Source organism: Microvirga arsenatis (genome assembly GCF_009910705.1).
In the GTDB taxonomy this organism is placed as follows: Bacteria; Pseudomonadota; Alphaproteobacteria; order Rhizobiales; family Beijerinckiaceae; genus Microvirga; species Microvirga arsenatis.
Genome location: NZ_JAAAXJ010000007.1, coordinates 232,642 through 244,951 on the forward strand (window position 1 = coordinate 232,642; position 12,310 = coordinate 244,951).

General features: G+C 51.8%; 8 protein-coding genes and 1 pseudogene. 4 read left to right on the plus strand and 5 right to left on the minus strand.

The window, feature by feature from the left end:
* Window positions 1-5: 5 nt before the first annotated feature.
* From rfbA to GR303_RS15205, 4 genes are all read left to right on the plus strand, one after another.
* A complete protein-coding gene (gene rfbA, locus GR303_RS15190) occupies window positions 6-881 on the plus strand; it encodes a glucose-1-phosphate thymidylyltransferase RfbA (RefSeq protein ID WP_161723087.1) in 876 nt (291 codons plus the stop codon).
* A gap of 137 nt (window positions 882-1,018) precedes the next feature.
* Entirely contained in the window at window positions 1,019-1,558 is a 540-nt protein-coding gene (locus GR303_RS15195; RefSeq protein ID WP_161723088.1) for a class I SAM-dependent methyltransferase, read from the plus strand.
* A complete protein-coding gene (locus GR303_RS15200; RefSeq protein WP_161723089.1) occupies window positions 1,555-4,635 on the plus strand; it encodes a glycosyltransferase in 3,081 nt (1,026 codons plus the stop codon). The genes GR303_RS15195 and GR303_RS15200 overlap by 4 nt, the downstream gene beginning before the upstream one ends.
* A gap of 7 nt (window positions 4,636-4,642) precedes the next feature.
* Entirely contained in the window at window positions 4,643-5,527 is an 885-nt protein-coding gene (locus tag GR303_RS15205) for a glycosyltransferase family A protein (RefSeq protein ID WP_161723090.1), read from the plus strand.
* Window positions 5,528-5,709: 182 nt separating this feature from the next.
* On the opposite strand, the pseudogene GR303_RS15210 reads toward GR303_RS15205, so the two are convergent.
* From GR303_RS15210 to GR303_RS15230, 5 genes and pseudogenes are all read right to left on the minus strand, one after another.
* A pseudogene (locus GR303_RS15210) lies at window positions 5,710-6,823 on the minus strand (IS3 family transposase); the annotation flags it as partial.
* Window positions 6,824-6,957: 134 nt separating this feature from the next.
* Complete coding sequence (locus GR303_RS15215) at window positions 6,958-7,098, minus strand: hypothetical protein (protein WP_161723091.1); 141 nt, start codon at window positions 7,096-7,098, stop codon at window positions 6,958-6,960.
* 114 nt (window positions 7,099-7,212) lie between these two features.
* Window positions 7,213-7,515 carry a class I SAM-dependent methyltransferase gene (locus tag GR303_RS15220; RefSeq protein ID WP_161723092.1) on the minus strand — a complete coding sequence of 101 codons (303 nt, stop codon included), beginning with the start codon at window positions 7,513-7,515 and terminating at the stop codon, window positions 7,213-7,215.
* 238 nt (window positions 7,516-7,753) lie between these two features.
* Window positions 7,754-9,883 carry a hypothetical protein gene (locus GR303_RS15225; RefSeq protein WP_161723093.1) on the minus strand — a complete coding sequence of 710 codons (2,130 nt, stop codon included), beginning with the start codon at window positions 9,881-9,883 and terminating at the stop codon, window positions 7,754-7,756.
* 54 nt (window positions 9,884-9,937) lie between these two features.
* Window positions 9,938-10,777, minus strand: a complete 840-nt coding sequence (locus GR303_RS15230; protein WP_161723094.1) for a class I SAM-dependent methyltransferase — start codon at window positions 10,775-10,777, stop codon at window positions 9,938-9,940.
* Window positions 10,778-12,310: the final 1,533 nt, after the last annotated feature.

Sequence of the window (12,310 nt, forward strand, 5' to 3'; positions counted from 1 at the left end):
CGACGATGAAGGGCATCATTCTGGCTGGTGGCAGCGGAACGCGCCTGCATCCAATGACGTATGTGACGTCGAAGCAGTTGCTGCCGATCTACGACAAGCCAATGATCTATTATCCGCTGACAACACTGATGTTGGCGGGCATCCGTGACATCCTGGTCATCTCCACGCCCGACGATCTTCCACGCTTCAAGCAGCTCCTCGGAAGCGGCGAACAATGGGGTATTCGGCTCTCCTACGCGGAGCAACCGAAGCCGGAAGGTCTGGCTCAAGCTTATATCATCGGAGCCGACTTCGTCGCAGGCGGCCCCTCGGCTCTCATCTTGGGCGACAACGTTTATTACGGCCATGGGCTGACCGAGTTGCTGCGCTCGGCCGCTGCCCGCACTTCGGGAGCATCCGTTTTCGCCTATCATGTGACGGATCCGGAGCGGTATGGCGTAGTCGAGTTCGATGCGAAGGGTCGGGCGATCTCGATCGAAGAGAAACCGAAATCGCCGCGTTCCAAATGGGCAGTTACTGGCTTGTATTTCTATGATCATCAGGTGGTGGACATTGCAGCCAGCTTAAAACCTTCTGCGCGCGGCGAACTCGAAATAACTGATGTTAACCGTGCCTACCTTGAGAGAGGGGAACTCCAGGTCGAGGTGATGGGCCGTGGTTACGCCTGGCTGGATACGGGCACGCCGGACAGCCTTGTGGAAGCCGCCGAGTTCGTACGGGCGCTCGAAAAGCGTCAAGGCTTCCGGATCGCTTGCCCTGAGGAGATCGCCTATAATGCGGGGTGGATCGATCGAGAGCAGCTTGCTGCACTCGGCAGCAAGATTTCGAAAAGTACCTACGGGCAGTATCTTATGGATATTGCCAAGGGCATTTTAGACTGATGCAAGACTACGATCGTCATTGGGGCCTTCATTCTTACCTACGAGGTAAGATCTCAACAGATAAGCAATTGCGTGGTTCTTCCCAACGTTGCTGAAACAATGTAGATGTTCAACGCTAGACGATAAGAGACTATGCAATGCAGACAGTCGCCGAGTTGGACGAGTTTTATCATCGAGCCGACCCTTGGGGTTATGAAAACAATCCTGATGATCGAGAGAGAAAGAGAAAGCTTTTATCTTTGCTCCCGAGCGGTGAGCTAAACCGGACCTTAGATATTGGGTGCGGCGATGGGTTTATCACATTTGATCTGCCCGGAAAGAGCGTGGTTGGCGTTGACCTCTCGACACGTGCGATCGAATTTGCAAAGCAGCGAGCATCTGTACGAGAGGATGGTGACCGCTTCGAGTATTACGCTATGAGTCTTTTTAATTTAAGTAAAAAGGCTTTAGGTTCATTCAATTTGATTGTAATCACTGGTGTTCTATACAAGCAATATATCGGAAGTTCCTCAGCGCTCGTCAACTTGATTATAGATGATCTTCTTGAGCCGGGTGGGTATTTGGTCTCTTGCCATATCAATGAATGGCTCATGTCGAGTTTTCCTTACAACCGGGTTGACGCGTCTCTCTACAACTATAGAGGGTACACTCATAAGCTGGAAGTCTACAAGAAATGATCATCTGTTATCACAAGGTTCACCCTGAAGTTAAATCCTACTGGTACGTTTCTGTAGATCAGTTTGATCGTCATATGGCTGCGCTTCGTGCGTATGACGTTGTGTATCTTGATGAATATGACCCAAAGAATCCTCGGCATGCCGTCATAACCTTTGATGGTATTTACGGCAACATCGCCGAGTATGCGCTCCCCATCCTGGAGAAATATGGATATCCGTTCGAATTATTCATTGTAGGCGACTATATTGGTCGAGAGAATGACTTTGATCAGCATGTCGAGCCGCCGTGTGCCTTTGCGGATTATGAACAGCTGAAACTACTCGTTTCAAAAGGCGGGCGTGTTCAGTGGCACACCGCTACCCACAAACGTCTGAGTGGCTTGTCATCCAGTGATTTGCAACGAGAGCTTACCCCTCCAGATCAGCTTCGCTCGCTCTTTCCTTCGCCGCATCTTGAGTGGTTTGCATATCCACACGGCGATCATGATGCAGAAGTCGTTTCGCAAGTTGAAAGTCGCTTTAAAGGAGCACTGGCTTGCGACGATGGTGACGACAACAATCGTTACCGTTTAACAAGGCTTCTACTCGCAGAAAAGCACAATTTGTTCAAAAACAAGGTGTCGCTGATCGTCGCAAATTACAACTATGGACACCTGCTGCCCGACGCAATGGACTCAGTTTTCAATCAGACGATACCGCCAGATGAAATTCTGATCATTGATGATGCATCGATCGACTCTTCTCGTGAAATCTTGAAGAGGTATGCTGATCGGGTAAGAGTTGTAATCAATGAACGCAATCTAGGGATTGTTGAGAATTTTAGGAAAGCAGTCTCGCTTACATCGGGCGAGTACATAGCGTTCCTTGGAGCTGATAATCGGTTGCGGAGTGACTACATTGAAAAAATGCGCGCTGCGTTAGATGCCAACCCAAACGCAGCTGTTGCGTATTCTGATATGATGCTCTTCGGGCCTCGTGCCTCAATTCTCGCCGAGCAGGTAGGTGCTAAACCTTTCGCGAGAAGCACTAATGAAAATTGGCCTCTTTACTACTGGGAGTTTCCCGAGCCGACCGAAGAGGCGCTGGCAGGCCTACGAGAGCGAAACTTCATCCACGGATCGTCTATGTATCGTCGGTCCGATTATGAGGCCGTCGGCGGCTACCGGAAAACCTCAGGTCCGGAGGATCATGATCTCTTCTATCGGATGATCTTGAGAGGGCGTGACGCTGTTCGTGTTCCACATCCCATTCTGGAGTATAGACAGCACTCCGCGGCCCAGGCAAATACAGTATTGCTCCTGGAAGGAAAGATCGTTGAGCTGAATAATGCTTACCAGTTAGCGGTGCGATCGAACGAAGAGCTACAATCCAAACTTGTGAGAGCGATAGCAGATAAGGAGAATTTGGAGCGGGTGCTTACGAGCACTGAGCGAAATTTTATGAAGGTTAAGGCCTCTCTCGAAAAGACCCAAGGCATGCTCCGGAAATCCAGGGAGGAGCTTAGGGTTCTACGCTCGAAACGAGACCGCCTCCGCCGCGAGCTGGATAAAGTTCTACTGAGTGCGTCTTGGCGCATCACCGCGCCCCTGCGCCACGTAGCATCTCTATACCCAAGTCTTTCCCCGGCTGTATATAAGTTTGCTCGTGTTGCATGGTGGACTTTTACCCTGCAACTACCAAAACGCTTGCGGCAGCATCTTGCCTTTCAAAAGAGGATACAGGTTGTCGCAAGTTCAGGCTTGTTTGATGAGGCTTGGTACCGCTCACAGCGAAAATCGCTTCGAAATCAGAAGATCGATCCGATCCGGCACTATCTCACTGAGGGGTGGCGGGATGGGCTTGATCCTCATCCGCTATTCAGTACGAAATGGTACCTGGAAACATACCCAAACGTCATTGGAGAAGGTGAAAATCCCTTCGTCCACTATCTGACCAAAGGTGCCTTCGAGAATAAGAATCCGAACCCGTTTTTCCTCAGTCAGTGGTACCTTGAGCAAAACCCCGTAGTAAGAAAACAGGGTATGAATCCTCTGGTCCATTATGTCCGTGAGGGAGCTCAGGCAGGGCTTGCTCCTTCGAAAGATTTCGATGCTGAGTATTACGTCGCTTCGCATTCGGATGTCGCAAGCAGCAATCTTCTTCCCCTTGCGCATTATTTCCGGATCGGGGCCGCGCAGGGGCGTGAGGCCAACCCTCGAAGAAAGCTTGAGAACAGTCAGCGGCGCCGCACTGCTTTAGGAAAAGACCTCAAATTTCAAGCCGCTCGCCAGATCGCACTTGGTCTTGTTACGTACAACAACTCTGACGAGCAACTGGCCCGCGTTTTACGAAGCTGCGATCTGGCTCTGAAGCGTGTCGGCATGCACGAGAAGAGTTCCGTATTGATCATTGACAACGGGGCCAGCTCCAATAATCCGGACGCTGTAGGAGTTTATATCAACACACGGAAGCTTCCGTCGCGCGGCAACATTGGGTTCGGCAGCGCGCATAATGTACTTATGTCCGAAGCCTTTCGTGACGGCGCTGATGTCTACGTTGCGGTGAACCCTGACGGAGCGCTGCACCCTGATGCACTAGGCGCGATGCTCCGCATGTCGGAAGCGGCAGAGGGCACTGCAATTATCGAAGCTTTGCAGGTTCCAGAGGAACATCCTAAAGTATACGATCAATACAGCTTCGATACTCCGTGGGCTTCCGGCGCATGCATGCTCTTGCCTAAGAGGATTTGGGAGAAGATTGGCGGCTTCGATGAGAATTTCTTCATGTACTGTGAGGACGTCGACATCTCTTGGCGAGCGCGCGCCTCAGGATTTAAGGTGAAGACTTGTCCTACAGCTATGTTTTATCACCCGATTAGCGAACGTGAGCCGGATCGCAACTCACGACACCGCTTCCTCTCTGCCGGTGTAATACTTGCGCACAAATGGGGTAATGAAACCTTCAAGCGCAATGTACTGGCGCAAATGCGTGATTTGGGAATGAGTGCTCCTGACCTAACGAAGGTTAAGCGGGTCCAAGACGGAAGCAACGTTGCCGACTTCGACCATATGTTCAACTTTGCAGAAACCCGCTGGTGATCGGACCATGTCGCGCGAAGTGCTTGATGTCGTTATCCGCTTTCATGATGTGCGCCGTATTGTGGAGCTTGATCGCTGTATCTTCTCAATAGCATGTCAGAGCTATGCGCCAGTGATAGCGCATGTCGTATGTCAGCGCTTTTCTAATCAGGATCTTGAAACAGTCTCTGTGCAACTTCAGCACTTTCGTGACTTGGCGCCCGAACTAACCATCAAGGTCCACAACATGGTGGACCCTGAACCACGCGATGCCCGATCCCTCCTGATCAACAAAGGAATATCGGAGGCTAAAGGGCGATATCTCGCTTTTTTGGACTATGATGACGTTACTTATCCTGAGGGCTACAGGACTTTGATTGGTGAACTCGCTTCTACTGACTACGCGATTGCCTTTGGCAATATCAGGTCTGCGTACGTCAGTGTTGATGGAGACATATTCTTAACGCTTACAAAGAAGAGTGTATTTCATGGCAACGGTGTTGTAGATCAGCTGAGGCAAAATTTCTGCCCGATACATAGCTTTGTGCTGGACCGCAAAAGGATTTCTGCCGAAGACTTGTACTTCGAACCAAATCTCAACAAGCATGAGGATTACGATTTTCTCATTCGAATATGCAGCAAGTACCTAGCAAGCTTTAATAAGCGCTCTCGGTTCGTCGGTGAATATCATAAGAAGGACGATGGGAGTAACACCATTTTGGTTTCTTCTAGTGCAACGGAAGAGAGTAGGAGGGAGTGGGAGCGTGCTGACGAGTTCTTAGAAGAGCGTCGTCGTACGACACTCGTGAGCCCTGAGGTTCAGCGTGTCATTGGTATTTCGCAACCTGACCCGTCATTGACCGTCGCTGCGTTGATAGAGAAATTTACAGGATCTCCCTCAAACCTCTCCTAAAGATCGTCGACATAGGGCTGCCTTCAATTTTCATAGATTCTGTTTCTGCCGGTGACCGGCGGCTTTTACCGCTGCGGTAGGATGGTTGATGCAAGAGTAGCCAAAGCGGCCTCAGAGATCATCTCGTTGAGCTTCAGGGGGTGCTGCGGTTGGGTGGAATTGGAATAGCTGTCTGGTGGTGCACCGTGCGGCGCAACAGGAGCAAGGGGCCAGCGCGTGGGGGCTATCCGTGGCGCAGCGTGATAGTCCCTTACGGTTCGTAGGGCACCGGAGAACGCTTGGGGCGCCTGATAGGCCAGGGAAGCTAGGGAAGAATGGGGGCCTCGCCGCATTGTGATCATCAACCCAGGACGCGATGAGCGCACGGGCATGATCCAGTCCGAAGAACAGGCTCTTGTTGAACAACTCATTGCGCATGCGGCCGTTGAATGACTCGATATAGCCGTTCTGCATCGGCTTTCCCGGAGCGATGTAATGCCACTCGATCCGGTGCTCGGCACACTAGGCCAGAATGGCATGCGAGGTGAGTTCGGTGCCGCTATCGGACACAATCATCCCTGGCTTGCCGCGCCGCCCGATCAAAGTTGTCAGTTCCGGGGAAACTCGCCGGCCTGAGATCGAGGTTCGGGGATCGCCGCCAGGCACTCCCGCATCACGTCATCGACGATGTTCAGGAAGCGGAAACTCCGGCCGTTGGCAAACTGGTCATGGACAAAGTCCAGCGACCAGCGCGCATTGGCCTTCACCTCCACCAGAATGGGGGCCGGCATGCCCGGCGCTTGCGAACGCTCAAACCTTCCTCGCGATAGAGACGGTAAACCCGGTTCAGCCCTGCTGACTTGCCTTCACGCCGAAGTAGCACGAACAGACCCCGGTAGCCAAAACGACGCCACTCCTGCGCCAGTTCGCGAAGGCGGGCCCGCAAGGCGGCATTGTCCACCCGGCAGGAGCAATGTCGGATCGTGCTCCGGTCGGGGCCGATGAGGAAACAGGCCCACCGCTCCGACAGGCCGAAGCTGGCCTGCATGTGCGTGAAGGCTTCGCGCTGGGCGGTGGACCCTACCATTATTTTGAGAGCAACTCGCGCAGGGCCGAGGCATCCAGCATCGCCTCAGCCAGCAGTTTCTTGAATTTGGCGTTCTCGTCTTCCAACGCATTGAGGCGCTTGGCATCCGAGACCTCCATGCCGCCGTACATGGTCTTTCACTTGTAGAGAGTGGCTGCGGTATGCCATACTTGCGGCACAGGTCGGCCGCCTTCCCCCCCCGCCTCCTGCTAGTGCAGAATCTCGATAATTTGTTCTTCCGTAAGCCGTGAACGCTACATAGTCGGTCCTTATGATGGGCCGGACTCTAACTCCAAATGGAGGGAAATCTCGGTGGCAAGTCAGCAGGATATACGTGCGTGCAAGCCCCGATGCTTTAGGAACTCTAAGCCTTCTCAAACACGATGGTACCGGGGAAGATGTGCATGCCCTTAAGAGGCGAACTCACCTGCTGCGGCGCAGTAAAGGTGGCGCGGTTGTCGCTCAGGCCCGCGATGTCAACAAGATGCTTAACGAAACCAATCATACCGTAAGCATGCTAGACAACTCGCTTGGGAAAGTGCTCGCCATTGTGGAAAGGACGGGTCTCGTGAGTCTGGTATACCTCGCCGTGGATCCAGTCCCCCCAGTAGCCTGTGCCCTAATCCTCGACCACATAAAGGCCGTTCGACTTCAGCTTTGGGAACAAGACTTCGAAGGTTCGCTTCGACAGACTCCCGATGTATGAGGCGTCGTCGATAGCGATTTCAATCCCCTGAGGGGCATGGGTCTTGACGAGGTCGAGCAGGAACGTTTCGTCGGCTTGGTCGCCCTGATATGGCGTTACATTGTTGAATCCGGAGAGATCGATTGGCTTAAGGTCGTGGTCAATTCCGACAATGCGGGCATTTCCGAAATAGCGGGAAGAAATCTTGGTACTCTCGCCGTTAAAGACCCACCTCAAAGATCACGAGTGACTCCTGCTGGCGTGGGGCAAAGAAGCTTTCATAGACCTCATAATAACGCGCGGCTTTGGACCGCTCTCCGGGCCTGCCCAACAGGGCCGCGGCAACCTCGGGCAGGCTCTGGGCGATGGGGGCGTGGCTTCTGAAACACGGGGACCTCACAAGGCGGTGTGGGTGAACCCAGGTTTAGCAGCCAATCCGGCCCGGTGGCAAGCTATGAGCAAGCAATGGTAGAGACTACTTATTCCGCCTCCTGACCTCATAAACAGAAACTTGCCCGATTTGCGCTATCTTCCGCGCTCTTTGCCTTAGATATTCGTCCATTGCTCGGATGTATGCAATTTCCAGGTTGGCTCGATGAACGACATAGTTGACATTCATCTCGTCTAATAATTTTCTAAATTGTTCACCTGTCGCTATGTTGCTGATCTGAGTACTGTACTTCGTGTTGTACCAACTCGACGAGAGAGCCGTTCCTTCAAGAAGAGCGCCAAATGGGTCGAATGTGTAGAATACACGGGCGTTCGGCCCCGCAAGCTCATTGATCAACTTGTTTGCGAGACGTTCAGGAACTTGGTCTGTCTCGAGGTTCCATCTCGCTTGCTGGTCAAAGGCCGCTCGAAAGTCGGTATCCCAGAGAATCCAACCTGCGGAAGGCATAAGATAAAGGTTAAAGAGGACTGCTATTCCTACGATGATAGGTACGAGGAAACGGCCGGCAACAGCAGTAGAAGCATATTCCATTCCTCTCCCAAGCAGGAAGAACACAACTGGCAAAGCGGGATAAAAGTACCTGAGGTATTGTGACTGCGAGGCAATAATTACCAGAAACCCCACTCCGATCACGAAAGCCAAGATATCTTGTGGCTTATGACGGATAAGCAACGCGTACATGCCAACAGGAAAGAGTAGAAGAATGCCTAAGCCGAGGGCACCATCCGCAGCCTCTAGATAGGAACTGGAACGGAATGTCGTGTTCCAGAGAAGGCTCCAGTCAAACTTTCCAGCATATCGTGGATCCACAAAGTTGACTGAAGGCCATAGCGGTGAATGAAAGATCGCATTGAAAAATGGGAAGACCGGATTCCCGGTATCCAGCCAAGCATGAACATAGGGTATTGATGCTGCCCCACCTGCGAGCGTTACGACGAGTGCGAAAGCGCGCCACTCGCGAGGTGTCTGGTGCTTGAGTGCCAAGCCAGCAAAAAGACTGGAGCCTACGAGAAAGGCTGCAACGACACCGTGCAACTTCGCTGATACAGCAGCGGCAAGCAAAATGAGTATCGGGATAGAATGCCTGACATTTATTGATCTCCAGGCGGACATCAATATCGCCGCGGCCGCTGTGATCCAGAGCGTCAGGGTATTCTCAACAAAAAGTGCTGCAGTTTCAATAAATGTCAGTGGTGTTGTAACGAAGAGCACGACCGTCCAGATTGCAACGGTTCGCCCTGTGAAGGGCTCCATTGTTCGAAGCATTATGCTGGAAATCAAGATCAGGACGGCGAAATTGAAAAGGCGCGTCGCTTCCTCTCCACCTAAGCCGAAAAGCATAGTGTAAAGAAAATCGACTGTAAGCGGCATATGGGCAAACACCCATGTTGACGCGTCGAAGCTCCAACGGCCATGAGCCAAGATGTACGACGGAATGTAAAGATGGACTGCAAGCGCGTCGTGATAGCGTTCAGGCAATAAAGTGTAGAGCAAGTGGATCCCAAGTGCAGTGACAAGAACAACAAGCCCTATGTCACTCAGGGTCTCTCTCCATGAAAATTCCATCTTTTGAGTTCGGAGAGAGGTAGCACGGCCCTGAATCCAGGTTCTGCAAAACGCTCTGGTAGGTGTATGTGCAAGAAATACAAGTGGGAAAATACACAATATGGAGTAAAACGTACGCGAATTAATAGGAAACCTTGCGGCTATCGAAAGAGCAATCCCGTAAACGGCGAGACCAATAGCAATGAGTTGTGCAGCTGGCGGATTTCTTTCCTCAAGGATCAAGGATGAGGCAAATGCACCTAGGAGAAAGGCCGCGCCAAGAAAAGCCACTACAGACAATGTAGCAGACAGACCACTTAGGGCAAATATTGTAAGAAATGCAAAAGCGAAAAGAGAAAAGATGAAATTTATGCGAAAGAAATAAGTTAAAATTCTCAATATAAAGCAGGCAGAAACCGCCGCCACAAAATACCATAATAACTGAATTGCAGCTAATGAAGCCCATACTTGCTGAGAAGTCCAATAAGGCTTGATTAATTTTGTCTCCGGAAGTTTGAGAAGTGCTGCTAGCGCTGTTCCGACGACAATGACCAGCGCTCCAAGATTAATAGCGGAGAGATTTAGATTCAGGTTTGCGCTGTGTTTCATCTGGCCCACTGGAAGTTATTATTTGAGAGCGTAGTTGCGTAATAATAGGATCCACTATATGGGTCTGAAGGCAAAGTACCAGACGTCGGATGTGAAAAATCTGCTGGACAGGGCAATTGCTCTTGCGGCTGCATACACTGGCAGGGTTTTGGGAATTGAAATATTTCTATCAGCACGAATACGCTCATAAAGGCCATTTGTGATGATTGAGGTTAGCGGTCCAGATTTGACCAACCGGAAGCCGTGACGTTCCATTAGCCGTGGTAAGTTCTCCGTTGAGAAGTAACTCAGGTGAGGCGAGGGGAGACCCTGTTGCCACATCCTTGCCAAGCTTCCTTTCATGCCAAGTTGGGCTGCCATACGCGACAGGCGGAAGATGGTGCCGTCCGTGACCGGCAAGTTGATGATGACAACTCCACTGGGAGTTAGGCGCTCGCGGATACTTTGCGCCATTTTGTTGACGTCAGGTAAGTGTTCAAAAACATCGTTGAACGTAATGACGTCGTAACGCGCACCATCTGGAAGCGCCTCAGGGAAGTAGCCTTCAATAACGTGGATTCCTGCTTTGCGACTCAAAGCGGCCATGCTTGAGTCAGGTTCAATGCCAACGCCTTTGTATCCTCTCGCTTCTGCAGCTTGGATGAACCACCCGTGCGCGCATCCAACATCCAGTAGGGTTCCCTTCGGGGCCACGTCTGAGCAGGCATCGAGGAGTTCTTTGAAGTTAGCGAGTCGTACCGGCTTTAATCCTTGCTCCCTTACTCTTTCATCGATCCGGCTTCCGCTGTTGATAGTCACAGGAAGCGTGCTGCTAAAGAAGCCGCATCGCGTACAGCGAAACGTTTGCTCAAGAACGTCGGGCTCCATCTGATTTGAGCAAATGGAACATTCCATCTATAATCTCCTGTGCGCTGCTGTTGCCTTACCGAGTAGGGAGAGTTCTGTCTACACGTCTCCACATAGATCTGTGATCTTCAGAGGGCTGGAGAACGAGCACAACAGCTAATCTAATGTGCGTGTTTTAGGCTCTGATCAGCTTTGGGAAGACCTGTGACCAAAGATCCTGCGCTGACGCGGCAGTAGCGTCACCGCGCGGTTGGGGAGCTTGCAAAGTCACCGGCTCGTAAGGGGATGTACGTCCCATACCCTCTCCTCCATGGCATCATAACACTTGGTCAGTTGGCTCAGGGTCTCAATCCACCGTTGGCTCTACACAGGCTAGCGCGGCTAGACTCCCGCCTTCCGCCACTCCCTAGGCGGCGCCAGCAGGGAAAAGCTCTTGCACCGCCAGGTCATCTCGCGGGCACGGGCTCCAGTAGGCCCATCGGCAGAGTCTGCCCCATTGCCCAGTCAAGGAGTTCGGATGCGAAGGCGAGGGCAGCCGCATCCGTGAGGCTAAGGTGGTGGCAGTGATCACGCCCGGCTAGGTGGCGCACAAATGCAACCTGAGGATCAGCCGCAGAATGCCGCCTAACGGACGAAGGTGATGCGACGGACGATGAAAGAGTCAGGGAAGAGGTCACCACAAGCGGTGGCGGAAATAGTTACAGAATCCCCGATTAGTATTGATCTGCAGGAGCCGCCGGCCGCTTTAATAGCTGGGAACTTCGCTGACGGTCAGTCATAGCTGTGCCGCGCTAAGATCGTGCATCTTCTTTAAAGACTATTGCATTTTTCATTCTAGCTAATGACTAGCGATATCCCGATTACCACAAATCCAACCCCAACCCAATATTTAGCACTAAGTGGTTCTGAATAGATCAACCAACTGGCCAGAGGCAGAAGGATAAATGATAACGATGCAAAGGTATAAGCTATGGTCAATGGGATCCGTGACAAGAGCCAGATCCAATATACCATAGAAAAACCGTAGAGAGTACCAGTTGCCCAAAAACTGAAACTAAACGGCAGTTTCGAGGCAATTTCGGCGAGGGATGCCGAATAGCTTAGATCCCTCGCAACATATTTGAATGCGATTTGGCCTGCGGTCATAAAAAGCACGTAGCCAAACAGAAGTCCAATATTGGTAAGGCTGAGCTTCACCGGTCGCTCTCATAAGCAGAGGATGATTGCGCTCCAAAGGGCGAGCGCGGGGCAGGAATTCTGGAACAGAGAATGCTATTCACGAGCATAGTGTGATAGTCAGCAAGCACTTGCTTGCGGCTGTGGAGTTCCAAGATTCTGTCACTTGCTGTCCTCGTCATCGCTTTCAGCCGCGCTAGCGAACCGTCTCTTGGCTGGTTGCGGGTGGGTTGATGATGAAGCATCTCCTCGAAACTGCTTCAGTGGATAAAGAATATGGTGCCGTCTTGGATGTGGTGGACTTTTGAGAGGGTGGCGTAGTCTCCGGGTGTTGCAACCCACACACCGGGATTCGGGCGTTGGAGCGCCGCGATCCCGCGGGAGACCACGCCATGACGGACCATA

Excerpts from the sequence above, each read along its gene's own strand:
- rfbA (WP_161723087.1), top strand. The coding sequence starts at position 6 with ATGAAGGGCATCATTCTGGCTGGTGGCAGCGGAACGCGCCTGCATCCA.
- GR303_RS15205 (WP_161723090.1), top strand. The coding sequence starts at position 4,643 with ATGTCGCGCGAAGTGCTTGATGTCGTTATCCGCTTTCATGATGTGCGC.
- GR303_RS15230 (WP_161723094.1), bottom strand. The coding sequence starts at position 10,777 with ATGGAATGTTCCATTTGCTCAAATCAGATGGAGCCCGACGTTCTTGAG.
- GR303_RS15195 (WP_161723088.1), top strand. The coding sequence starts at position 1,019 with ATGCAGACAGTCGCCGAGTTGGACGAGTTTTATCATCGAGCCGACCCT.
- GR303_RS15225 (WP_161723093.1), bottom strand. The coding sequence starts at position 9,883 with ATGAAACACAGCGCAAACCTGAATCTAAATCTCTCCGCTATTAATCTT.
- GR303_RS15215 (WP_161723091.1), bottom strand. The coding sequence starts at position 7,098 with ATGATTGGTTTCGTTAAGCATCTTGTTGACATCGCGGGCCTGAGCGAC.
- GR303_RS15200 (WP_161723089.1), top strand. The coding sequence starts at position 1,555 with ATGATCATCTGTTATCACAAGGTTCACCCTGAAGTTAAATCCTACTGG.